This window comes from Belliella calami, from assembly GCF_022549695.1.
GTDB classification, from domain to species: Bacteria; Bacteroidota; Bacteroidia; order Cytophagales; family Cyclobacteriaceae; genus Belliella; species Belliella calami.
Map to the genome: position 1 here is coordinate 425,744 of NZ_JAKZGS010000001.1, position 23,093 is coordinate 448,836.

A 23,093-nucleotide genomic window follows, 5' to 3' on the forward strand; every position below is an offset into this window, starting at 1 on the left:
ATTTTGACTGTTAGAAATTGATTGATTTTGATTCTGATTTTTCACTAACCCACCTATCCGATTTCTTGAAGAATTCAATACCACTGAAGTCTATAAGTGTCGATTGGATTGTACAAATTAAAATAACCGATATGACAGCCCTATGTCAGTAGGATTTTGAAAAACTTGAATTTTAATAAAAATTTATCATCAGTACCACTTTATTTCTACTTGACCAGAACCAATCAAATGAACAGATTAGAAAGACTTACAGCTATTTTGACCCAATTGCAATCCAAAAGTATCATAACTGCACAAGCAATTGCTGACAGATTTGATATAAGCCTTAGAACTGTTTACAGAGATATTAGGGCACTGGAAGAATCTGGAGTTCCTATTTCTTCAGAAGCAGGAATAGGGTATAAATTGGTCGATGGCTATAGGCTCCCTCCACTGATGTTTACGAAAGAAGAAGCACTCTCTTTTCTGGTAGCTGAAAAAATCTACGAGAAAATCACGGAAAAAGGGATGAATAATAACTTCCAATCAGGCATGATCAAGATCAAAGCTGTCCTTCGACAGGCCGAAAAATCCGCCCTCGAGGAACTTTCAGACCAAATTGAGGTAATGCAAAACCTTAATTTCAGCCAATTAGAAAATAAAGGCAAAGGACTTCAAGAAATTTTGGATAGTTTGACTAAAAAATGTGTAGTCACCATTGAATATATTTCTTTCGAAAAAGAAGAAAGAAGCACAAGGGAAATAGAACCAATTGGGATCTTTTTTGCATTCGAAAAATGGTATTTGATAGCCTGGTGTAGATTGAGAAAGGATTATCGGACATTTAGGGTAGATCGAATTCAGAAAATCAGGCATAAAGAAGAAACTTTTCCTGATCGACACCCTAGTCTTAGAGCTTATCTCACAAAGATTCAAAAACAAGAATCTTTGATAAAAGTTGTCATCCTTGTCCCAAATAACTTTATTAAATATATGCAAGGTCAAAAATTCAACCATGGTTTTGTAATGCAAAAGGAAATTGGGGAAAACATAGAGATGACATTTATGACAACCTCACTTGATAGTATCCTCAGGTGGCTGATTGTATTTGCAGATCAATTTATAGTACTAGAGCCATTTGAATTGAAGGAAATGATTCGGGATCTGCTGCAAGCCATGATGAAGAAGCACCTCCCAAACATTTAAATAAATGCAGCAATCACTGACATTACCAAAATAAGTTTGTACTTTTCAAAAATTTTTACGCAAAGTGAAATAAGTAATATTCCTTTTTTTGTTTAAGTGATATTACTCTATTTAAATTATTCCTAACGCAATTTTCAAAAAAATGCTTTTAGACCAACATGCGAGAGTTCACACTTATCTGAGGATTTCCTTGACAGACAGCTGCAATTTTCGATGTAGTTATTGCATGCCCGATGAAGATATCGAAACGATGCCTTCTAGTCATTTGATGCAAATAGATGAAATCGAAACTATAGCCAAGAAATTTGTACAGTTAGGTGTTACCAAAATAAGGCTAACCGGTGGAGAGCCTATGGTAAGAAAAGATTTTGCAGAAATCATTGAGCGACTTTCGTGCCTTCCAGTAGAATTGACGCTTACCACAAATGGGATTTTAGTTGACAAATACATTGATGTTTTCAAAAAAAATGGTATAAAATCCTTAAATGTAAGTTTGGATACTTTACAAGAGGATGTGTTTTTCAAGCTTACAAAAAGAAACCAATTTAAAAAAGTAAAAGAAAACATTCTACTACTTCTAAAGGAAGGTTTTCGGGTAAAAATAAATGTCGTCGCTCTCAATGGGATTATTGAGAACGAACTTTTGGATTTTGTATCATTGACAAAAGACCTTCCATTGCACGTTCGATTTATAGAGTTTATGCCATTTGCAGGAAATCTATGGAACAAGGAGAAAGTGATGACTGCAAAAAAAATGATTGGGATAATTGAACAGAAGTTTGACATCATCAAAATCAAAGATTTACCACATGATACTGCAAAGAAGTATAAGGTAACTGACCACCTAGGAACTTTTGCATTTATCACTACTATGTCCGAAAACTTTTGCGACAGCTGCAACAGGATGAGAATTACTGCTGATGGAAAAATGAAAAACTGCCTTTTTGGCAAAGATGAACTTGACTTACTTGGACAGCTTCGGCAAGGAAAGGATATTGAGTCAGTCATCAGGCTCTCACTTCACAAGAAAAGTAAAGCTCTTGGAGGGCAGTTCTCAAACGAATATGAACAAGCTGATGCAAGCAAAATAGAAAATAGGAGTATGATAAGAATAGGAGGATGATCAAAAAATTGAAGTTTTTAATATTAAATAAAATCTAGAATCTTTGCTGAAAGCTATGGATTTGGCAACAAGAAAACATGATCCCACAATCATTTTTGGGAGTATTTCAGTAGTTGATTACGATTTTGAAAAAAGAGTTTGGTTGAATCTAGAATTTTGAAGATTTCAACAAAGTAAAAACTGTCCCAGAAAACCTTTGTAGTTGAGTTTCAAATCAGTTTTTCAAATCTTTGACCGTCCCAGAAATCCTGCATTGGTCATTTTCTAAAAGTATTCCAAAAATATCCGAAACCAAAGAGAAAAATGAGATCCGAAAATGAAAAGCTTTATCTTTGACATTCTAATACTATCCCCAATATGGAATATCTTGTTAGCCAAGATTTGTTAGGTTTCACCAATTTCAATAAGATATAGAACCTTGAGCCAATTGGTTGTATGGGGAAAAATCAAAAACAATAACAAGAACTACCAAAGCAGTATTAACATGGTAAATATTACAAGTAAATCCACAAGCCTTAGAATCGCAATAGCCCAAGCAATCGTAGAAGTAAGCCATCAAGACACAGTGAAAGCGGTGGTTGAAAAAAAAGTACCCAAAGGAGATGTCTTTGAAATGGCAAAAGTGGCAGGGCTATTTGCTGCGAAGCGGACTGCCGACATGATTCCAGACTGCCATCCACTTCCTATAGAATATACAGCCATCACTTACAAAATTGTGGAATTGCAAATCCACATTCAGGTAGAAATCCATACGATATACAAAACCGGCGTAGAAGTAGAGGCAATGCATGCTGCTTCTGTGGTAGCTCTCACTATGTATGATATGCTCAAGCCCATAGACAAAAACATTTCCATAAACCAAATCAAACTGTTGGAGAAAAAGGGTGGAAAAACCACATTCAACAAAAAAACAGACCTTTCTCTGAAAGCGGCTGTGATCGTATGCTCTGATTCAATTGCCGCGGGAAAAAAAGAAGACAAAGCTGGTTTAGCTCTTACAAAAAAACTTGTTCCATATAACATAGAGATTGTTGACTACACCATCATCCCTGATGAGGTTGAGAATATTCAAGAAAAGCTGATTTACTTTTCCAACGAGAAAGTTGACTTAATCATTTTTACAGGAGGAACTGGCCTTTCACCTAGAGATGTAACACCAGAGGCGATAAAACCACTTTTGGATAGAGAAATCCCAGGTATCGAAGAAGCCATACGAAGTTATGGACAAATGAGGACCCCATACTCAATGTTGTCAAGAAGTGTAGCTGGAATGATCGGAGACAGCCTTGTCCTTGCACTACCAGGTTCGACTAAGGGGGCTGAAGAATCCATGGATGCAATATTCCCTGCTATTCTACATATCTTTCAAGTGATGGAAGGAGCCAGACATGATTGAAAGCCTACTTAATTGTCAAAATGGAATTCAGGTAAGTTCTGATATTTAAAAGAATCCTAATTTCAGTTTTGAGATAAGGCTATCCATCTACCTTTCGTACCAATTCTACAACGTTGTTGACTTTAAAAAAACAAACATTACTTATTTGCCACTATCACCCCAATTCTTCTCCCAAGCCCTTCGGCTTTCTTCAAAAAAATCTCTTGTACCTCCTTTTCAGCAAAATCCCCCTCACCGGTAATCGCAGAAGCCCCAAAAGCAGATTCCACTGAATCTCCCCCCACTATGATCAGACCATGAATCATCATAGATCGAATCATACTCATCAAAACAGCTTCTTCACCAATCGAAAAACCACCACCAGTAACGAAGACAGCACCGATTTTATCCGTCAAGGGTCTCCCTTCAAAAGGCCAGGAGTTGATGAATTCTTGCATCTGAGGCGCTACATTCCCATTGTACACAGGAGAACCTAGAATAATTGCTGAAGCGTTTAATAACTCTTCGGTCTTGACTTCTGAGATTGGTTTAAGGATAAAATCCACTTCTCCGATTTCATTTACTCCATTAGCCACAGCCTCTGCCATGGATTGGGTTTTACCTGTTTCGGAATAGTAGGCGATAAGGATAGTAGGCGAAGATTGTCCAAAAGTCAATTCTATGGAACTCAATAGAACGATAAAAAATAATGATACTTGGATACTAATTTTCATAGTTTAAGTCTTTTGCTTTTTTGTTTTATAATTAAAAATTATGTCTATCCGCTTGATTGCACGTAGCCAATCAATAGAATGTTTGATAAATGATTTGAGGTTCTATTGACAGTTGACAGTTGTCTGTTGACGAGAATCCGCAACACATAGTGCCTCTTCTGAGCCAACGTGCAACATTGCGGATACTCATATTAAAAATACAAGGGATTTTATTAATCAATCTTTTTTATAAACCTTTCCTTCTTTCATTACAAATACCACATTTTTCATTACCTCAATATCTTCTTCTGGATTTCCATCAACAGCGATTATATCTGCTATTTTGCCTTTTTCTATTGAACCAATCTGATCTTCCATTCCGAGTAATTGGGAAGCTCTTAATGTAGCGGATTGGATTGCCTCCAAATTAGGCATACCCATTTCAGTCATGTAAATAAATTCCCTGTAATTTTCCCCATGGGGAAATACCCCTGCATCAGTTCCGAAGGCTATTTTAACACCCTTTTTATACGCTCTTCCAAAGGTTTCCTGAATCAAAGGACCGATCGTCTCTGCTTTAGCCTTTACTGGAGCAGGATAATAGCCTGGGATTTTGGCATATTCTGCCACTGACTTGCCAGCTGTAATAGTAGGAACGTACCAAGTTTCGGTGTTGATCATCATTTCCATGGTTTCTTCTGACATGTAAGTACCATGCTCTATAGAATGAATCCCTCCAATAATTGCTCTTTTCATCCCTTCATCGCCATGGGCATGTGCCGCTACATGAATCCCAAAATCTGCTGCTGTTTCGATCACTGCATTAATCTCATCTTGTTGGAATTGCGGAGCATTCCCGTCTTTTGCTACGCTCAACACACCACCAGTCGCAGTGATTTTGATTACATCTGCCCCATATTTTACCTGCTGCCGAACAGCCTTTCTTGCGTCTGCTACTCCATTGATCACTCCCAAATCCGGCCCTGGGTCACCCATCAATTCCCTTTTCATGCCATTAGTCGGATCTGCATGGCCACCTGTTGGAGCTATTGATTTTCCAGATGTGATGATTCTAGGACCATCTACCTTTCCGGAATTGATCGCATTTCTCAATGAAATATTCACACCTGTACCCCCCAAATCCCTCACCGTCGTAAATCCAGCCATCAGGGTCGTTTTTGCGAAAATCAAAGCATTGAATGCTATATCTGCCTCATTTTCCACAAACCTATCCAAATACCTTCTGGGGCCTGTTTCATTCTCTAAGTGCACATGCATATCCATCAACCCAGGCAGTACTGTCTTATCTCGCAAATCAATCATAAAATCCCCTTCCCCTCCAGCTACAAAACCGTTTTGAACTTCAAAAATCAGGTTGTTTTCAATTACAATTGTTCTTTCTTTGAGCATCTTGTTTGTCTTGACATCCAAGAGGCTTCCAGTCTGAATGTATGTTTTTTGGGCGAAACATGTTTGAATCAAAATAGCTGAAAGGAAAATAAATGTCAAAGTTCTCTTCATGACAATTGAAATTAAATGGTTGTAATTGAAAGCTAATGAAAAAAAACAGGATTATCGTATATAAACGTTTAGGAATACCATAAAAATGAAGTTCTGAGTAAATTGAGATTATAAAAAATAGATCTATTCTTTGTCAAAGTGGATCTAAACAGATACCCATACAAAAATACCAAAATTATTTAAGTGACTTAATTTTCTTTTTTTACAACCCTAACCAAAATTTTAGAAATATGAGTGGAATCAGAAATCGGGTTCAACTGATCGGGAGATTGGGAGCCAAACCAGAAATCAATCAATTTGAAAGTGGCAAGGTAAAAGCCAGTATCCGGCTTGCAACTAACGAAAGCTACAAAAATGCCAAAGGGGAAAAAGTGGAAGAAACCATTTGGCACAACGTCGTCGCTTGGGACAAAGCAGCTTCAATACTTGAGAAATATGCAGACAAAGGCTCAGAAATTGGTATCGTCGGAAAACTCAGCAATAGAAGTTATGAAGATAAAGATGGCAATAAAAAGTATATCACAGAGGTGATAGCAGATGAGATTTTGCTTTTGGGAGAAAAGCCCAATTCGGGTAATTAATAATCATGGATAATAACTATCCGCAATATTGCATGTTGGGAAAGAAGTAGCTTTACAAGCTGTGGATACTCGTCTACAACTTTTACACCGAGGCGTAGACAGCCGTTCACAGCTACAGAACCACAAATCGCTCAGCCCACAATCTAATGTATAGCAAAGTGCAAGAAATCGGATAGTCAAATAAATTACTTTAAGGACTGCCCCTACCAAGATAAGAGCAGTCCTTATTTTTTTATTATTGTAAACTTTTTCATTTTTGATAACAAAGACATACAATTATGAGTATTTTTGACACTCGTAAAACCTATTAACAGATATGAAGAAAATTGCAGTTTTTACTTCTGGAGGAGATGCTCCAGGAATGAATGCATGTATAAGGGCAGTAGTACGTACGGCTATTTTTCGCGGAATTGAAGTATATGGAATCACCTATGGATATGACGGTATGATCGATGGGAACATCAAGCGAATGCAATCCCATTCGGTAAGCAATATTATCCAAAGAGGAGGAACAATTCTCAAATCAGCACGAAGCGAAAGTTTCCGAACCAAAGAAGGACGTCAAAAAGCCTACGATCAACTAAAATCATTCGGAATCGAAGGGATCGTGGCAATTGGAGGAGATGGCACTTTTACTGGTGCAAAAGTATTCTTTGAGGAATTTGGCATTCCTACGATTGGATGTCCAGGAACTATTGACAATGATATCTATGGGACTGATTATACAATTGGTTTCGATACGGCTGTGAACACGGCATTGGAGGCAATCGACAAAATCAGGGATACGGCAGCAGCTCATGACCGAATCTTTTTTATTGAAGTGATGGGTAGAGACAGTGGTTACATTGCTGTAGAATGTGGAATCGGAGGAGGTGCTGAATTTGTCATGGTACCAGAAACAGAGACTGACTTGAAAAAAGTTGTCAAATCTTTGAAAAACCTAAGGAAATCCAAATCATCCAGCATCATTGTAGTCGCCGAAGGTGATGAAGAAGGAAATGCTGAATTGATCATGGAAAAAGTCAAGACAAAGGTCAATGATGAAGACAAAGAATTCAAAGTGACTACTTTGGGACATATCCAAAGAGGAGGAAATCCAACAGCTCGTGACAGAGTATTGGCTTCCAGATGTGGAATGGCTGCAGTAGAAGGTCTAATCAATGGAGAATCAAACTGCATGGCTGGCGTGGTCAATGGTGATGTGGTCTATACGACTTTTGAAGATTGTATAAGTAAAACAAAAGCATTGAAAGGTGACCATCTAAAATTAATTGAAATATTAAGTATTTAATCATTATGGGTTTTATTCCGATTTTTCTTACGCTTGGAGGTGCAGTCATGCTGTTTGTCATGGTGATCCATCAATCCTTGAAATCCAAAAAGAAACAATTCGAAACGCTTTGCAATGATACTTGGGTCGGGTTGACTCAGGTAAGTTCGGAAGCTTCTGATATAACTCCATCTTTTGAAAAAATCAATAGCCTGTATAAAAAGACAAAATCCGAGTTGAAAGATGATCAACTCGGATTTTATAATGCTCAAATAAAAAAACCTATTCAGGAAGCCAAATTGATCAGAATTCATTATAATAATATTATAGCGAAAAGACCTTACAGTTTTGTAGCTAAAATTTTCAACATTCAGCCAATCTGATCCAAGATATACTGGTGAATCATCTCTTGCTGATTTGGGTTGAACCACTTGATCTCTTCATCTTTGCGAAACCAAGTCATTTGTCTTTTTGCATATCTTCTCGAATTCCTTTTTAAAAGTCTTCCTGCCTCCTCTTTATCATATTGCCCTTCCAAAAACCCGAAAATCTCGGAGTAACCAACAGTCTGCAAAGCATTCAAATCCCTAAATGGATATAATCCAGCTGCTTCTTCAAACAGCCCCGCCTCGATCATCATATCCATCCTTTGATCAATTCTTTTGTAAAGAAATTCCCTATCTAGCTCCAAACCTATTTTAATAATCCCAAATGGCCTCTTTGTTTTCTTTTTGACCCTAAAACTGCTGTAAGGCTGACCTGTTCCCCTGATTACTTCCAACGCACGCATCAATCGCTGGGGATTTTTCTGATCTACATGGCCATAATAATGAGGATCAAATTCCTCAACTTCTTTTTGAAGATATTCAATACCATTTTTTTCATATAGCTGAATAATTTCTTTTCTGATAGCTGGATCTATAGAAGGTATGGCATCAAATCCATTACAAATAGCATCAACATAAAGCCCTGAACCTCCAGTCATGATGGTTTTATCATGTTTTTGAAAGATCTCTTCCAACAGACCGAGAGCCTCTTCTTCAAAAGTTTTGACATCATAATCATCAAAAATGGAGAGGTTATTGATAAAATGATGTTTGACAAGACTAAGTTCTTCTGAAGAAGGCTTGGCTGTACCAAGATTAGTTTCTCTAAAAAACTGACGACTATCGCAAGAAATAATTTCTGTGTTAAAAATTTTGGCTAAATTTATGGATAATTCAGTCTTACCAACTGCAGTTGCCCCAACAATGACAATTAAATACTTCTTATTACTCACCCGGTTTAGAATTTACTTTAATTATAATTGAATACAAATTTATCAATATTTTGAAGATGAAAAGCAAAAAGGTTCTTATAGTAGATGATAATGCGCTCAACCGAAGGGTTTTTGAGCACATTATCGGACAATTGTATGAGTACGACATTGCTGAAAATGGGAAAATTGCAATTGATAAATTAATAGAGGGGCACTATGATCTCATTCTCATGGATATTCAGATGCCTGTAATGGACGGTATTTCAGCATTGAAAAAAATAATCAACGATCAACTTACCAAATCACCCATCATTGCGATTTCTGCCTACGCTGATCATAACGACAAGGAATTTTTTCTATCAACGGGATTTAAGGATTTCATATCCAAACCCATAAAGCCAAAACTATTTTTGGAAACTATTTCTTTTCACATTGACAAACAAAAAAACAAGTACCCCTGTGATACCGATGTTTGTTATGAAGATATTGATATTGACCTAGAATCCCTCAAAAAATTGTTGAAATATAACACCGTAGAAAACATCAAAACCATCTATGATGAATTCATAGATGAAACGGAAGGGTTGTTGTCAGAAATAAAAGAACTTATAAATCACCAGGCATTTAAAAACATTGGTGATAAACTTCATATTATTAAGGGAAATTCAGGTACATTAGGAGCTTTAAAGATTTTTAATTCCTCAAAACAATTTGAAAAAAACATAAAAAATGAGATTTTTGAGAATACTTTGAAAGATTATTTAACTTTAAATGATAATTTAGATTCATTTAAAAAACATATACAAACCATTCAAATTTTGAATCCATGACGGAAAATAAAAAAGTGCTGGTAGCTGAAGATAGTTCTGTAATCATCAACTTAACTAAAAACGTGTTGATGTTTGAAAATTACCACATTACTGCAGTAAAGAATGGGAAACAACTTTTAGACAAACTTGCAACCGAAGATTTCGATTTGATTTTGATGGATATCAATATGCCAATAATGGATGGTATTGAATGCACCAAAGCTGTCAGGGCACTAGTTGATCCAAAAAAAGCGAAAATCCCCATTATTGCAATTACAGGTAACTACAAAAATTACACACTTGATGATTTCAAAAAGGCTGGGCTGGATGATTATATCCAAAAACCACTCGATTATGATCATCTTTTAGCTACTGTCAAAAAACATTTGGCATAGTCTAAAGTTCAACAAAAGATGATCCGATATACAAAAAACTTTCTGGATAAGCTCGAAAACCTCTTTGCCTCTTCTGAATTTATATTGAGATATGAAAAAGGAAGTTTCAAATCTGGCTATTGTATCCTAAAGGATAATAAGATCGTCATCATCAATAAATATTACACTATAGAAGGGAAAATCAATACATTGATCGATATCATCAAAGAGTTGAATTTCAACCCAAAAGATTTCGATGACAAGAAAAACCAAGAGTTTCTTAGCGAATTACAACAAACTCAATTAAAACTTTGAAAATTACATTTTTAGGAACAGGAACATCGCAGGGAGTACCAGTTATCGGGTGTGATTGCACTGTTTGTGCATCTTTGGATTTTCGTGACAAAAGGCTTAGAAGTGCAATTCACATTGAAGTCAAAGGCAAAAGTATAGTGATCGATACTGGGCCTGATTTCAGAACACAAATGCTTCGTGAAAAAATCAGTTCTCTAGACGCAGTGGTTTTCACACACGAACACAAAGATCATACAGCAGGCTTGGATGATATCCGTCCATTCAACTTTATGCATCAGAAGGACATGCCTATATTCGGCACCGAACAGGTTCTGAATCAAATCAAAAGGGAGTTCTCCTACATATTTGAAAAAGTAAAGTACCCTGGAGTTCCTCAGGTAATCACCCATGAAATCACAAAAGAACTGGATTTTGATGTGGAGGGAGTAAAGTTTTCCCCCATAGAAGTAATGCACTATCGCCTACCAGTTTTGGGTTTTAGAATTGGTGATTTTACTTACATCACAGATGCCAAAACCATCGCTGATGAAGAGCTTGAAAAAATCAAGGGGACAAAAGTACTGGTCCTGAATGCCTTACAGATCAACCATCACATTTCACACTTCACCCTTCAAGAAGCTTTAGAGATGGTAGAGAAAATCAATCCTGAGATAGCATACTTCACCCACATCAGCCACAGACTTGGCACACATGCCGAAGTAGAGGCAAAACTTCCAAAACACATCAAATTAGCTTTTGATGGATTGAAAATAGATATTGCAACATGCACCTCAATTACCACTTCTTAAAATTCCTCTGTCCTGCACTTGAAAAAAAGTTTTTGGGAGCTGAGCTCGTTGAGATTTTTTCACAAAACAAAAACGAGCTGATCATAGGCTGTAACATAGATTCGAAAGATCTCTACATCCAAGCTAATTTACTCCCCAGCATCTCTTGTCTCGCATTTCCCAGTGATTTCAAAAGAGGAAAGAAAAATACTGTAAGCCTCTTTCCTGAGCTAAAGGGGCAAAAAATCTTAGGTATTCAAGTGGTAGCTTTTGAAAGGGCTTTTGAAATATCATTGACAAATGGATTTAAAATCCTTTTTAAACTTCACGGTACAAGAAGCAACTTGCTCTTTTACAAATCGGAAGAAGATCTGCCTTTCAAACTTTTCAGAAACGATCTCAAAGACGACTGGCAAATCAAAATCGAAGACCTTGCAAAAAATCTGGATTTAAGCAGAACAGAATTTGAAAACCTTGAGGGTAATGCTTCAAAATTCTTACCTACTTTGGGAAAAATCCCAAGGGAATGGCTAAAACAAAGAGGCTTTATCAATGCTGGTATTGAAGAAAAATGGCAGTTGATGACCTTATTGCTTGACATGCTAGACAGTCCTTTATTCTCTATCATAGAAAAAGATAAAGACCACTTTTTGAGCCTATTACCAGAAGACAGCCACAAATACCAAACAAGCGATTCAATTGATGCCACGAATGAACTTTTCAGGTATTTGGTGGTAGTACAAGCTTTTGAAAAAGAAAAACATCATTGGGTCAAAACCTTTGAAGATCAAAAGAAGAAATCTAATTCTTATATTCAAAAGTCCACTGAGAAACTGAGTCTCTTGGAATCGGAAATTTCCCCTGCCCAAATCGCTGATGTCATTATGGCCAATCTTCACCAGATTGATAAAAATGCAGAAGAAGTTAGCCTATTCAACTTCTATACACAGCAGAATCAAGTCATCAAACTTAAGAGAGGTTTGAGCCCACAGCTTTTTGCTGAAAATCTCTATAGAAAGTCAAAAAACAGAAAAATAGAAATTGATCAGATCTATCAAAACATCCAAGACAAGGAAGAGTTGCTGAAAAAATCATCTTCTATGCTTGAAGAAATCTTGGGGATTTCACATTTCAAGGAGTTGAGGTCTTTTGTAAAATCAAACAACCTTGTCTCTCAAGAAAAAGAAAAACAGGAGCAAGTTCCTTACAAAAGGTTCGAAATAGATGGTTTTGAAGTATTGGTAGGCAAATCTGCAAAGTCTAATGACGAAATGCTTAGACATTTCGCATGGAAGGAAGACCTTTGGCTGCATGCCAAAGATGTATCTGGTTCACATGTCATCATCAAATTCAAATCCGGAATAAAATTCCCAAAAACAGTAATTGAGAGAGCTGCAGAATTGGCCGCTTACTATTCCAAAAACAAGAATGAAACTTTGGCACCCGTCATGTACACTCCCGTAAAATACGTCAGGAAGGTGAAAGGTGCTGCTCCTGGAGCCGTTATGGTTGACAAAGAAAGTGTATTGATGGTACCCCCTATCGGCCCAAAAGAGTAGAACTACTGATGCCGTGTCGGTTTCCTAGGTGGACCAATAGAAATCTTATTGAAGCCACTGACGAGGGCCACCGTACCTCCTATCCCAATGGCACCACCAGTGTACAACAATGTTTTTCCAAGTTGCGGTCTTGTACCAAGCAGTTGTCCTCCCAAGATCGTAACAGAATACCCTATTGTAGCTATAAAAATACCTGTTTTGAGCCGTTTTTGAGATTGGTGAAGATTGAGTTTGACTTGATACAGATCTTCTTCCAAAGCAAGGACTTGATTGAGAAGTGAATCAAGATTTATGTTTTCAGCTGCCTGGGAAAACCCAGAATGGCAAAGTGTGAGCATCAAAATGCTGGCGAAAACAATTTTTTTCATATTATTGATTTATCCAATTTTTAAAATCATTTAACCTATCCCTTGCTACAATGATGTCAGTTTCTGGCTGTGTATGCATCAATAGCTTCATTCGACCATTTTGGATCAATTTCATTTCCAAAAGATCATCCAAATTTATAATTACTGATCTACTTATTCTAAAAAATCCGTTAGGGTCGAGCAAGTTTTTTTCCAGTTCATTCAATGTATTATCAATCAGCGATTTTTTTCGTGTTTCTCTTTCATAAACATACGTCAAACCATCTTGCGAATAAAAATAGGCTATATCCTCAGTATTCACAAAACGGATTTTATTTCCAGATTTTGTCAAAAATCTTTTTTTAAAAACCTTCTCTTGATACCCTTGTATAAGTTTATTGATAAATTCTGAATTGATTTTGGAAAAATCAGGTGTTTCTTTCCGAAGATTTTTAACTTTCTCAAAGGCTTTCAACAACCTCTCTTCCTGTATAGGTTTGAGAATATAGTCTATACAATTATGCTCAAATGACTGAATGGCATATTGATCATATGCTGTCACAAAGACTATAGGAAAGGTGATTTCCCGTCCTTTGAGCGCCTTGAAACTAAGGCCGTCTGCCAGATGAATATCACAAAGCAACAAATCAATCTCTGTGAGACTATCCAAAATTTCTTTCAATTCTTTGATACTCTGAGCTGTCGCGATAATTTGGTTTTCACTGTTTTGCTCAATTACCAGGTTTCTGATTCTATTCAGAGTGAGTGGTTCGTCTTCTACTATTACTATCTTCATGGATCAAAGGCAGGCTAATTTGAAAATCACTTTCTGTATCAACAATCTCAATCTCCATATCCAGAAATGAATATCTATCGGAAATGTTTTGAAGTCCTATGCCAGACGAGTATTCTACAACTTCTTTTCTTTGCTTTTTGTTATGGATTTTGATCGTTTCACAGTCTGCAATGATCGTGACTGAAAGTGGTTCTTTTTCTGTAAAATAATTATGTTTGACAACATTTTCCACCAAAAGCTGAAGAACTGATGGGGGCAAAAGAAGGTCATTACATGCTTTTTCTATCTTCAAATCAAAATTTAAAGATTTTTGAAATCTAATTCCCAACAAAGTGATATAATTATCTAAAAATGCCAATTCTTCACTCAATGACACAAGTTCCTTATCTTTATTAGCAAGGATATGTCTATAGATTTGAGATAATTTCTGTAAGTATTCATCAGCAAGTTTGGGATTTTCATAAATCAAAGAAGATAAGGTACTAAGGTTATTGAAAAAAAAGTGGGGGTTCATTTGCGAATTGAGCGTAGTCAATTGCGCCTCAATATTCAGAGAATGGAGTTTTTCAGCTTCTACGGCTTTTTCCCTATATCTTTTGCTAAAATAAAATATTGCATTGACGCAATTCAAAAAAAGGTTGATCCTGAATGCAAAACCACTTGTAAGCAAAAGGTTTTGAAAAGAAAAAGAAAAAGGAGCACCCAATATTTCTCCAGTGATCAACACAGAAATAAAACTGAATATACCCACACCCAACAAACTCAGCCCAAAATGCATTATCAGCGGATTGATCTTAGAGTCAATACGATGTCTCTGATTTTCGATTACTGCATTCACAAACCATACAGCATAGCATAAGATAAAAATGATGAAAAAAAGTTTGTCTTGCGCCAATTCTGCCTGATACAATCTATCACCATCCAGCACAAGGATATTCACAAAGGAATACAAAGCCAGAAAACCTGGCAAGAGATATCTGTAGCGGCTGTTAAACATTTATTTATCAGGGTTAATCCAAAGCAATTATCTAAGATTGAAAAAAAAATGTTCAAAAAAAACAACAGAAGGTTTGAAAACCCTCTGTTGTTGGTAATATCAATTATTCTAAAGTTGGCAACAATACTCCGTCAATAACATGAACCACTCCATTTTCAATGGCTACATCTGCTATTACCACATTGTAAACAGCACCTGCTGCATCTGTTACTGTCACATTACTTCCTGTTCTGGTCACAGTAAGGTTTTCTCCTGCCAAGGTTGGAACTGTTTGCGTTCCTTCATCTAGATCGAAAGAGAATGCAACTGCCGGAACAACGTGAAACTGCAATACTTTGGTAACAGCCTCAGCACCTAACAATTCGATCAATCCCGCCAAACCTTCAACATCCAACTCTTCGAGCAAAGCGACAAATGCCTCGTTTCTTGGAGCAAATACTGTGATAGCTTCAGCTTCCAATAGTGCTCCACCAAGATTCGCCGCTGTAACTGCATCTAGCAAAACAGTAAGACCTGCAGCTGTAGCTGCTTCAACTACATTTGGCAATTCCAATTCTGGTAATAAAACCCTATCAATTACATGCACGACACCATTTTCGATAGCGACATTAGGAGTCACTACATTTGCTGTATTACCAGCGGCATCTGTAACAGTCACATTAGATCCAGATACATTGACAGTGATCTCTTGTCCTGACACAGTTGTAAATGTGTTGGTAGCTGCCAAGTCAGTGGAAAAAGCTACAGCAGGAACTACGTGAAAACCTAGTACTGTCTCTAAATTTCCAACCCCACCAATTTTCGTTACAAGTTGACCTAAATCAGCAGCACCAAAAGCTGTTAGAGCAGCGGCAAATGCCTCATTGCTTGGAGCAAATACAGTGATCGCGTCTAGTCCAAGTAAAGTACCACCAAGTCCGTCTACTGCACCTACTGCGGCTAACAAAGTTGTCAAACCAGCAGAAGTAGCTGCATCTACCAAATTCGGAGCTGGCTCAGTTGGCAATTCGATTTCAGGCAACAATACTCTGTCAATAACATGTACAACTCCATTGGCAATTTCTACATCAGCAGTCACTACATTGGCTGTCCCGCCAGTAGCATCAGTAATGGTAACGGAGCCTCCCGTCCTAGAAACAGTAAGTGTCTGCCCAGAGACAGTAGTAAAAGAATTCGTTGCGTTCAAATCAGCTGCAAATGCAACTGCTGGTACTACATGGAAGCCCAAAACAATTTCTAAGTTTTGAACACCTCCTAATTTTGAAACCAAATCATTGAGATCAGTAGCTTCGAATGCTGTAAGCGCATTTGTGAATGCTTGATTAGTTGGAGCAAAAACTGTAATTGCAGGCGCTCCTAAAAGCGTAGAACCTAAAGATGGAACTGCATCTACAGCAGCTAATAAGGTGGTCAAACCAGCTGCGTTGGCAGCTTGGACTAAATCTGGCGCTGGTTGCGGAGCAGGCTCATCTTCCTGACATGACACAGCAAATAGCACGAAAGTGCCTAAAAGCAATAAATTAAATAATTTTTTCATAGTCGATATAGTTTATGTTCGGGATTAAAACCGCATCAACCAAAAAATGGATGTATAGACATGGATCATCAGGGTTATGAAAAGGTTGACCTGTTGATTTTTCACCTTGAACGGTAAATTCCAAAAAAAAATAGGTCGCCATAACATGGCAACCTATTGATTTATAGTACGAGTATATAAGTATCCGCAATGTTGCACGTCGGGTAAGTAGTAGCTTTGTACGTTGCGGATACTCGTCAGCAGACAACAGTTCACAGTCAACAGAACCACAAATCGTTCATCCGACAATGGATTGTTTGAATATGTGCATGAAAATGGATAGTAATATACAAGTGTAATTAAAACTACTCTACTACGTGTATTTTTAACATATTCGTTTTTCCTTTTGCTTTCAAAGGCATGCTAGCAGTATTGATGATAACATCACCTTCCCTAACATGTCCGTCTGCTTTCAATTGTTTTTCGATATCATTGAAAGTAGCATCGGTAGATACATTGCTTTCATAATAATAAGCTCTAACACCCCAGACCAAACTGAGTTGCGTTATCAATGGAATATTTCTGGTGAATACAAATACGTTGGCCATTGGTCTATGTGAAGAAATTCTAAAACCAGTAAACCCTGAAGATGTAATACCAACAATTGCTTTGGCCTTTACATTTCTAGATAAACGAGCAGCCATCAAGATCAAATTATTGGAATAGAATGTTTTGTCGTCTTCTGGGATTTTGTAGAGGTTGTGATAAATCTCAGCGTTTTGTTCAATGTAAGTAATAATTGAAGTCATAGCTTTTACCGCAAAAACAGGGAAATTCCCAGATGCGGTCTCTGCGGAAAGCATCACAGCATCAGCGCCATCCAATACAGCAGTAGCGACATCATTTGTTTCAGCTCTTGTAGGTCTAGGGTTGACGATCATGCTTTCGAGCATTTGAGTCGCAATGATTACTGGCTTACAAGCCAATTTACATTTTTCCACCATTTTCTTTTGCCAAAGCGGCACCATTTGCATTGGTACTTCGACGCCAAGATCTCCCCTAGCTACCATTATAGCATCAGTTGCTTCGATGATTTCGTCGATATTGTCAAGTGCTTCTGGCTTTTCGATTTTCGCTACGATTTTGCAGACTTTACCAGCATCTTTGATTCTTCTTCTTAGGTCATAAATATCTTCTGCCGATCTCACGAAGGAAAGCGCTATCCAGTCCACTTCATTAGCAAGTCCAAACTCCAAATCTTCCAAATCCTTTTCAGTAAGAGAAGGCGCCGACACCTTTGTGTTTGGTAAATTGATTCCTTTTCTAGATTTGAGCAGACCACCATGGATTACAGAGCAATTCACATTTTTACCATCTGAGCTATTTACGACCAATTCCAGATTGCCATCATCGATCAATATCCTATCGCCAGGAACGACATCGTTTGGAAGATTTTGATAAACAGTACTCACCAATGCAGAAGTTCCGATTACAGGATCATTGGTAATGGTGATAGAATCACCTGGTGTGATCTCCACTCCATTGTTTTCTACTTCGCCAACTCTGATTTTTGGGCCTTGAAGATCTTGTAGAATCCCGATTGCAAGATTATTTTCCTTGTTGATCTTACGAATCAGACTGATGACATTTGCATGCCCTTCATGGTTTCCATGTGAAAAATTCAATCTAAAAACATTTGCTCCTGCTTTGATCAGGTTCAACAATGTCTCTTCGTTGTTAGAGGCCGGGCCTACTGTAGCCAAAATCTTTGTTTTATTAAAGAAAGGTACACTCATGAGTAATTTTTGTTTTAATAGGTTAACAGGTTTTCTTTTGATTTTATTTTTGAGACTTCCAGTTTCACTACATTCTGAATTGAATTGCTTTTGGAAAGTTGCTCAATATAAGCATTAATATTCAAATCGAAGGTAAGGTCTTGTATGAGCATAAAGTAATCCATGATTTTCAGTTCAGGAATTAGATAATGAACATTTCCATTCTCATTGAATGATCGGTTTTTCAAAAGTTGAATATATCCATGATCTTTTTCAAGAATAAATTGAGAAATTTTCAATTGGGAATCATCGAGGAATTGGAGCTCAAAATCTTTCGTTTTGACCAACCTAATTTTCAGACAATTGTTCACCACCCAAGCCATTTTATAGTCTTTAATTGGGGCAACAAAGCCTAAAAGTTCGAATTCATACTGGTTCTCTACGAGTAATTTTGATTTCTTCATTGAGGAAGAATTTTGAAAAACAAAGTTAAAAATAATCCTTCAACTTTAATGCAGTTAGAGAATATCTTAAATTTAGTTCGGTGTTTTTTTTGGCATTAAGGTTTTAAATATATTTCTTTGCGAAGTGTTTTAAAATAAACTGATCACAAAATGTCTGAAATTGCACAAAAAGTAAAAGCCATTATCGTTGATAAGTTAGGCGTAGAAGAATCTGAAGTTACTACTGAGGCTAGCTTCACCAACGATCTAGGTGCTGACTCTCTGGATACAGTAGAGCTCATCATGGAATTCGAAAAAGAGTTCAACATTTCTATTCCAGATGACCAAGCCGAGCAAATCGGTACAGTGGGTCAAGCTATCAGCTATCTGGAAGCAAACGTAAAATAAGATAATCACTTAAAATTCATTTATGAATTTAAGAAGAGTTGTAGTAACAGGTTTAGGTGCCCTTACACCAATAGGTAATACTGTCCCAGAATTTTGGGATGGTCTTAGTAATGGTGTGAGCGGTGCTGCACCTATTACTAGATTCGATGCTTCACTTTTCAAGACGCAATTTGCCTGTGAGGTCAAAAACCTCAATGTGGAAGATTTTATCGACAGAAAAGAAGCTAGAAAAATGGATCCATTTACACAGTATGCAATGATTGCTGTGGATGAGGCCATGAAAGATTCTGGATTAGATCTTGAAAAAACAAACCTGCACAGAGCGGGTGTTATTTGGGGTTCAGGTATTGGTGGACTCAAAACATTTCAAGACGAAGTAGTTGATTTCGCCAATGGTGATGGCACACCGAGATTTAACCCTTTTTTCATTCCGAAAATGATCGCTGACATTAGTGCAGGTTTCCTCTCCATCAAATATGGATTTAAGGGACCTAACTTTGTCACTGTATCAGCTTGCGCTTCGGGAACCAACGCTCTGATTGATGCATTCAATTACATCAGATTGGGCAAAGCCGATATATTCATATCTGGCGGTTCCGAAGCAGCAGTGACGGAAGCAGGAATTGGTGGTTTTAATGCCATGAAGGCTCTTTCTCAAAGAAATGAAGACCCGAAAACAGCTTCTAGACCATTTGACAATGACAGAGATGGATTTGTACTTGGTGAAGGTGCGGGTGCGCTTATCCTTGAAGAATATGAACATGCAAAAGCACGTGGAGCCAAAATCTATGCTGAGTTGGTAGGTGGCGGAATGACAGCCGATGCTCATCACATTACAGCACCACATCCTGAGGGAGAAGGCGCTGCAAATGTCATGAAATTCGCACTGGAAGATGCTGGCCTAACGCCTGAAGACATCGATTATGTCAATGTGCATGGTACTTCTACTCCGCTAGGAGATGTGAGTGAAGTAAAAGCTATCCAAAAGGTCTTTGGAGAGCATGCTTACAAACTCAATATTAGCAGTACAAAGTCTATGACTGGTCACCTTCTAGGTGCAGCTGGAGCAATTGAAGCAATTGCATCCATCCTATCTGTCAAAAATGGTCTTGTCCCTCCAACAATCAATCACTTCACTGATGATGAAAACTTGGATAGCAAACTAAATTTGACTTTCAACAAGGCTCAAAAAAGAGAAGTTCGAGCTGCTTTAAGTAATACTTTTGGATTTGGAGGACACAACTGTTCTATCATTTTCAAAAAAATCGATGAGTAACCTTGAGACTATCACGCTTACTCAGATTACAAGCACTTCTGTATAACAAAAATGAAAAAAGGCTTGCTGCCTCCATAAAACATATGGTGGGGAGTAAGCCTTTTAATTTATCCCTATACAAACTTGCTATCAAACATGCCTCTGTTGCTGAAGAAAGCATCAACGGTCTCAAAATTTCAAACGAAAGGTTGGAGTTTCTCGGCGATGCAGTCCTTGGTACGATCGTGGCTGAATTTTTATTCATAAAATTCCCTTACAGGGATGAGGGTTTTCTCACCGAAACCAGATCGAGAATTGTAAACAGGGAAGCACTCAACCAAATAGCGGTAAAAATCGGACTCGCAAAGCTGATCAATGAAGAAATGCGCGGCAGAAATATCAATGCACATAAATCCATCTATGGCGATACTTTGGAAGCTTTGGTCGGTGCCATTTACTTGGATAGAGGTTACGCTTTTACCAAAAATTTCATCCTCAAAAGAATCATCATCCATTTTGACGTAGATGATATCATCAACACCACCACAAATTTCAAAAGTAAACTGATAGAATGGTCTCAAAAAGAGTCCAAAGAAATAGATTTTGAATTGGTCTCAGTTTCAGGAAATCAACGTTTCAAAGAGTTTTTGGTACAAATCATCATCAAAGGAGAACCCGTGGCTGAAGGCAAAGGGCCAACTAAGAAAAAAGCTGAACAAGAAGCTTCAAAAAATGCTTGCGAAAAACTTAATATACCCATTTAGAACACATTCTTTTGATTCTGTGTTTTAAAAACTGATCTACGCTTATGTCAATATTAAAAATCGCCTGCGCTACAGTTAACCAAACACCACTAGATTGGGAAGGTAACTTCAAAAACATTTCCGACGCTATTAAGATTGCCCAAAAAGACAATGCTGACATTCTTTGCCTTCCTGAATTGTCCATCACTGGATATGGAAGTGAGGATCTTTTCTTGAGCTACTGGTATCCCCAAAAAGCACTTTCACAACTTGAAAAACTAATCCCACTTTGTGAAGACATTACAGTCATAGTAGGTTTGCCTGTAAGGATCCAAGAAAAAGTTTATAATTGTGTCGCAATAATTGAAAATGCTGAACTCAAAGGGTTTGTTGCGAAGCAGTTTATGGCTATCGATGGGGTTCATTATGAATTCAGATGGTTTACACCTTGGAAGGAAAGTGAAGTGATTTCATTTGATTTTTTTGGAAAAGAAATTCCACTTGGTGATCTCGTATTTGAAAAAAATGGTGTTAGCTATGGATTTGAAATCTGTGAAGATGCTTGGAGGGGAGATTTGAGGCCTGGTTTTCGATTGAAAGACAGGAAAATCGATGTGATTTTCAATCCAAGTGCAAGCCATTTCGCAATGGGAAAGAGTATCCTTCGTGAAGAATTGGTTCGAGAATCCTCCACCCTATTTGATACAACTTATTGCTATATCAACCTTCTTGGGAATGAAGCGGGAAGGATGATTTTTGATGGAGAAATTATGGTCTCCAAGAATGGCAAACTACTTTTAAAAAATAAACTGCTTTCTTATTCTGATTTTCAGGTCCTGTATTTTCAATATGATAAAACTCAGGAATCATATCCAGAAATAGATAGCCAGCACAATAAAAATGAAGAATTTGCGCAAGCAGCATCTCTGGGGCTTTTTGACTATATGAGAAAAAGTCGCAGCAAAGGTTTCGTCCTCTCGCTCAGTGGTGGTGCAGATTCATCTAGCATTGCTGTTTTGGTAGCAGAAATGGTCAAAAGAGGTGTAGCTGAATTGGGTCTTCCTGCGTTTATAAAAAAATTAGGGATTGTATTGATCCCAAAAACAAACAATCCCATAAAGGAAATTGTGAATCAAATATTCACCACAGCATACCAAGCATCCGATAATTCATCCTATGCCACTTTCAACAGTGCAAAAGCATTGGCGGAAAGCATCGGTGCAAGATTTTACAACTGGGAAATATCAGAAGAGGTAAAATCTTACACTGAAAAGATAGAGAAAGCGATCGGCAGGAGGTTGACATGGGAAAAGGACGACATTACACTGCAAAATATCCAAGCCAGAACCCGATCTCCCATCATATGGATGCTTGCCAATATTGAAAATGCATTGCTTCTCACCACTTCAAATCGTAGCGAGGGAGATGTAGGTTATACAACCATGGACGGCGATACAAGTGGAAGTATCTCCCCGATAGCATCAGTTGACAAATACTTCATCTTACAATGGCTCAAATGGGCAGAGATTGAACTGGGTCATCCAGTGCTGCAAAAAGTCAATGCACTTCAACCGACTGCGGAACTCAGGCCAAATGAAAACCATCAGACCGACGAGCAAGATCTCATGCCTTATTCTGTAATTTTGGAGATAGAAAAATTAGCAATTCGAGACAAAAGATCCCCTTTGGACGTCTATTATATATTAAAAGAGGAACTAGAAATAGAATCTGATATCTTGAAACAATATATTAGAAAATTCTTCAGGCTATGGTCAAGAAACCAATGGAAAAGGGAAAGACTAGCACCAGCTTTTCACCTTGATGAATTCAGTGTAGATCCAAAGTCCTGGTATAGATTCCCCATTTTATCAGGAGGATATGAAGAGGAACTCAAATCACTTGATGAAGTTTAAGTTTTAATTGATGGATTCAAAACTATTTTGAGTTTAAAATTTTACGAAAT

24 protein-coding genes are annotated in these 23,093 nt (G+C 37.5%); 15 read left to right on the forward strand and 9 right to left on the reverse strand.

The genetic code is table 11. The annotated features are described in order from the left end of the window. Positions 1-228 precede the first annotated feature (228 nt). The 3 genes from MM236_RS01705 to moaCB all read left to right on the forward strand — a co-directional run bounded on the left by MM236_RS01705 (position 229) and on the right by moaCB (position 3,704). Entirely contained in the window at positions 229-1,185 is a 957-nt protein-coding gene (locus tag MM236_RS01705) for a helix-turn-helix transcriptional regulator (RefSeq protein WP_241273198.1), read from the forward strand. Between the two features lie 142 nt (positions 1,186-1,327). After that, positions 1,328-2,308, forward strand: a complete 981-nt coding sequence (gene moaA / locus MM236_RS01710; protein ID WP_241273199.1) for a GTP 3',8-cyclase MoaA — start codon at positions 1,328-1,330, stop codon at positions 2,306-2,308. A 445-nt stretch (positions 2,309-2,753) separates the two neighbouring features. Beyond that, positions 2,754-3,704, forward strand: a complete 951-nt coding sequence (gene moaCB, locus MM236_RS01715) for a bifunctional molybdenum cofactor biosynthesis protein MoaC/MoaB (RefSeq protein ID WP_369415181.1) — start codon at positions 2,754-2,756, stop codon at positions 3,702-3,704. Between the two features lie 137 nt (positions 3,705-3,841). On the opposite strand, the gene MM236_RS01720 is transcribed toward moaCB, so the two are convergent. Beyond that, a complete protein-coding gene (locus MM236_RS01720) occupies positions 3,842-4,417 on the reverse strand; it encodes a flavodoxin family protein (RefSeq protein ID WP_241273201.1) in 576 nt (191 codons plus the stop codon). A gap of 216 nt (positions 4,418-4,633) precedes the next feature. Then, on the reverse strand, positions 4,634-5,917 hold the full coding sequence (locus tag MM236_RS01725; protein WP_241273202.1) for a metal-dependent hydrolase family protein: 1,284 nt from the start codon (positions 5,915-5,917) through the stop codon (positions 4,634-4,636). A 230-nt stretch (positions 5,918-6,147) separates the two neighbouring features. Here MM236_RS01725 and MM236_RS01730 point away from each other — a divergent pair, with 230 nt between their 5' ends. From MM236_RS01730 to MM236_RS01740, 3 genes are all read left to right on the forward strand, one after another. Next, complete coding sequence (locus tag MM236_RS01730; RefSeq protein WP_241273203.1) at positions 6,148-6,498, forward strand: single-stranded DNA-binding protein; 351 nt, start codon at positions 6,148-6,150, stop codon at positions 6,496-6,498. Positions 6,499-6,814: 316 nt separating this feature from the next. Then, positions 6,815-7,789 carry a 6-phosphofructokinase gene (gene pfkA, locus MM236_RS01735; RefSeq protein WP_241273204.1) on the forward strand — a complete coding sequence of 325 codons (975 nt, stop codon included), beginning with the start codon at positions 6,815-6,817 and terminating at the stop codon, positions 7,787-7,789. A gap of 5 nt (positions 7,790-7,794) precedes the next feature. Further along, positions 7,795-8,151, forward strand: coding sequence for a hypothetical protein (locus MM236_RS01740; protein ID WP_241273205.1), 357 nt, complete (start codon positions 7,795-7,797; stop codon positions 8,149-8,151). Here the strand turns inward: MM236_RS01740 and miaA are convergent. Continuing rightward, positions 8,139-9,047, reverse strand: coding sequence for a tRNA (adenosine(37)-N6)-dimethylallyltransferase MiaA (miaA, locus tag MM236_RS01745; RefSeq protein WP_241273206.1), 909 nt, complete (start codon positions 9,045-9,047; stop codon positions 8,139-8,141). The two genes, MM236_RS01740 and miaA, sit on opposite strands and share 13 nt — an antisense overlap. Before the next feature lie 56 nt (positions 9,048-9,103). Between miaA and MM236_RS01750 the strand changes: the two genes are divergently transcribed. From MM236_RS01750 to MM236_RS01770, 5 genes are read left to right on the forward strand one after another with little or no spacing between them, the layout of a single operon-like run. Beyond that, on the forward strand, positions 9,104-9,856 hold the full coding sequence (locus MM236_RS01750) for a response regulator (RefSeq protein WP_241273207.1): 753 nt from the start codon (positions 9,104-9,106) through the stop codon (positions 9,854-9,856). Then, a complete protein-coding gene (locus tag MM236_RS01755; RefSeq protein ID WP_241273208.1) occupies positions 9,853-10,230 on the forward strand; it encodes a response regulator in 378 nt (125 codons plus the stop codon). The genes MM236_RS01750 and MM236_RS01755 overlap by 4 nt, the downstream gene beginning before the upstream one ends. A gap of 18 nt (positions 10,231-10,248) precedes the next feature. Continuing rightward, a complete protein-coding gene (locus MM236_RS01760) occupies positions 10,249-10,524 on the forward strand; it encodes a hypothetical protein (RefSeq protein ID WP_241273209.1) in 276 nt (91 codons plus the stop codon). After that, positions 10,521-11,312, forward strand: a complete 792-nt coding sequence (locus tag MM236_RS01765; RefSeq protein ID WP_241273210.1) for an MBL fold metallo-hydrolase — start codon at positions 10,521-10,523, stop codon at positions 11,310-11,312. Before MM236_RS01760 ends, MM236_RS01765 begins: the two co-directional genes overlap by 4 nt. Next, positions 11,288-12,850, forward strand: a complete 1,563-nt coding sequence (locus tag MM236_RS01770; RefSeq protein ID WP_241273211.1) for an NFACT RNA binding domain-containing protein — start codon at positions 11,288-11,290, stop codon at positions 12,848-12,850. Before MM236_RS01765 ends, MM236_RS01770 begins: the two co-directional genes overlap by 25 nt. Positions 12,851-12,852: 2 nt before the next feature. Here MM236_RS01770 and MM236_RS01775 read toward each other — a convergent pair whose 3' ends face one another. The 6 genes from MM236_RS01775 to MM236_RS01800 all read right to left on the reverse strand — a co-directional run bounded on the left by MM236_RS01775 (position 12,853) and on the right by MM236_RS01800 (position 18,745). After that, entirely contained in the window at positions 12,853-13,218 is a 366-nt protein-coding gene (locus MM236_RS01775) for a hypothetical protein (RefSeq protein ID WP_241273212.1), read from the reverse strand. A 1-nt stretch (position 13,219) separates the two neighbouring features. Beyond that, complete coding sequence (locus tag MM236_RS01780; RefSeq protein ID WP_241273213.1) at positions 13,220-13,993, reverse strand: LytR/AlgR family response regulator transcription factor; 774 nt, start codon at positions 13,991-13,993, stop codon at positions 13,220-13,222. Further along, positions 13,950-14,990, reverse strand: coding sequence for a sensor histidine kinase (locus MM236_RS01785; protein ID WP_241273214.1), 1,041 nt, complete (start codon positions 14,988-14,990; stop codon positions 13,950-13,952). Before MM236_RS01785 ends, MM236_RS01780 begins: the two co-directional genes overlap by 44 nt. 103 nt (positions 14,991-15,093) lie before the next feature. Beyond that, entirely contained in the window at positions 15,094-16,527 is a 1,434-nt protein-coding gene (locus MM236_RS01790; RefSeq protein WP_241273215.1) for a fasciclin domain-containing protein, read from the reverse strand. Positions 16,528-16,871: 344 nt separating this feature from the next. After that, positions 16,872-18,302, reverse strand: coding sequence for a pyruvate kinase (gene pyk, locus MM236_RS01795; protein WP_241273216.1), 1,431 nt, complete (start codon positions 18,300-18,302; stop codon positions 16,872-16,874). Positions 18,303-18,316: 14 nt separating this feature from the next. After that, positions 18,317-18,745, reverse strand: a complete 429-nt coding sequence (locus MM236_RS01800; protein ID WP_241273217.1) for an IPExxxVDY family protein — start codon at positions 18,743-18,745, stop codon at positions 18,317-18,319. A 150-nt stretch (positions 18,746-18,895) separates the two neighbouring features. Here MM236_RS01800 and MM236_RS01805 point away from each other — a divergent pair, with 150 nt between their 5' ends. From MM236_RS01805 to nadE, 4 genes are read left to right on the forward strand one after another with little or no spacing between them, the layout of a single operon-like run. Next, positions 18,896-19,132, forward strand: coding sequence for an acyl carrier protein (locus MM236_RS01805; RefSeq protein ID WP_241273218.1), 237 nt, complete (start codon positions 18,896-18,898; stop codon positions 19,130-19,132). Between the two features lie 22 nt (positions 19,133-19,154). Further along, on the forward strand, positions 19,155-20,408 hold the full coding sequence (gene fabF, locus MM236_RS01810; RefSeq protein WP_241273219.1) for a beta-ketoacyl-ACP synthase II: 1,254 nt from the start codon (positions 19,155-19,157) through the stop codon (positions 20,406-20,408). Positions 20,409-20,410: 2 nt separating this feature from the next. Beyond that, on the forward strand, positions 20,411-21,151 hold the full coding sequence (rnc, locus tag MM236_RS01815; RefSeq protein WP_241273220.1) for a ribonuclease III: 741 nt from the start codon (positions 20,411-20,413) through the stop codon (positions 21,149-21,151). Between the two features lie 44 nt (positions 21,152-21,195). Beyond that, positions 21,196-23,043 (forward strand): NAD(+) synthase, encoded by a 1,848-nt coding sequence (gene nadE / locus MM236_RS01820; RefSeq protein WP_241273221.1) that lies wholly within the window; start codon positions 21,196-21,198, stop codon positions 23,041-23,043. Positions 23,044-23,093 lie beyond the last annotated feature (50 nt).

What these genes read in the sequence shown, in the direction of transcription:
- MM236_RS01705 (WP_241273198.1), top strand. Translation starts at nt 229, where the DNA reads ATGAACAGATTAGAAAGACTTACAGCTATTTTGACCCAATTGCAATCC.
- moaA (WP_241273199.1), top strand. Translation starts at nt 1,328, where the DNA reads ATGCTTTTAGACCAACATGCGAGAGTTCACACTTATCTGAGGATTTCC.
- MM236_RS01720 (WP_241273201.1), bottom strand. Translation starts at nt 4,417, where the DNA reads ATGAAAATTAGTATCCAAGTATCATTATTTTTTATCGTTCTATTGAGT.
- MM236_RS01725 (WP_241273202.1), bottom strand. Translation starts at nt 5,917, where the DNA reads ATGAAGAGAACTTTGACATTTATTTTCCTTTCAGCTATTTTGATTCAA.
- MM236_RS01730 (WP_241273203.1), top strand. Translation starts at nt 6,148, where the DNA reads ATGAGTGGAATCAGAAATCGGGTTCAACTGATCGGGAGATTGGGAGCC.
- pfkA (WP_241273204.1), top strand. Translation starts at nt 6,815, where the DNA reads ATGAAGAAAATTGCAGTTTTTACTTCTGGAGGAGATGCTCCAGGAATG.
- MM236_RS01740 (WP_241273205.1), top strand. Translation starts at nt 7,795, where the DNA reads ATGGGTTTTATTCCGATTTTTCTTACGCTTGGAGGTGCAGTCATGCTG.
- MM236_RS01750 (WP_241273207.1), top strand. Translation starts at nt 9,104, where the DNA reads ATGAAAAGCAAAAAGGTTCTTATAGTAGATGATAATGCGCTCAACCGA.
- MM236_RS01755 (WP_241273208.1), top strand. Translation starts at nt 9,853, where the DNA reads ATGACGGAAAATAAAAAAGTGCTGGTAGCTGAAGATAGTTCTGTAATC.
- MM236_RS01760 (WP_241273209.1), top strand. Translation starts at nt 10,249, where the DNA reads ATGATCCGATATACAAAAAACTTTCTGGATAAGCTCGAAAACCTCTTT.
- MM236_RS01770 (WP_241273211.1), top strand. Translation starts at nt 11,288, where the DNA reads ATGCACCTCAATTACCACTTCTTAAAATTCCTCTGTCCTGCACTTGAA.
- MM236_RS01775 (WP_241273212.1), bottom strand. Translation starts at nt 13,218, where the DNA reads ATGAAAAAAATTGTTTTCGCCAGCATTTTGATGCTCACACTTTGCCAT.
- MM236_RS01780 (WP_241273213.1), bottom strand. Translation starts at nt 13,993, where the DNA reads ATGAAGATAGTAATAGTAGAAGACGAACCACTCACTCTGAATAGAATC.
- MM236_RS01785 (WP_241273214.1), bottom strand. Translation starts at nt 14,990, where the DNA reads ATGTTTAACAGCCGCTACAGATATCTCTTGCCAGGTTTTCTGGCTTTG.
- MM236_RS01790 (WP_241273215.1), bottom strand. Translation starts at nt 16,527, where the DNA reads ATGAAAAAATTATTTAATTTATTGCTTTTAGGCACTTTCGTGCTATTT.
- pyk (WP_241273216.1), bottom strand. Translation starts at nt 18,302, where the DNA reads ATGAGTGTACCTTTCTTTAATAAAACAAAGATTTTGGCTACAGTAGGC.
- MM236_RS01800 (WP_241273217.1), bottom strand. Translation starts at nt 18,745, where the DNA reads ATGAAGAAATCAAAATTACTCGTAGAGAACCAGTATGAATTCGAACTT.
- MM236_RS01805 (WP_241273218.1), top strand. Translation starts at nt 18,896, where the DNA reads ATGTCTGAAATTGCACAAAAAGTAAAAGCCATTATCGTTGATAAGTTA.
- fabF (WP_241273219.1), top strand. Translation starts at nt 19,155, where the DNA reads ATGAATTTAAGAAGAGTTGTAGTAACAGGTTTAGGTGCCCTTACACCA.
- nadE (WP_241273221.1), top strand. Translation starts at nt 21,196, where the DNA reads ATGTCAATATTAAAAATCGCCTGCGCTACAGTTAACCAAACACCACTA.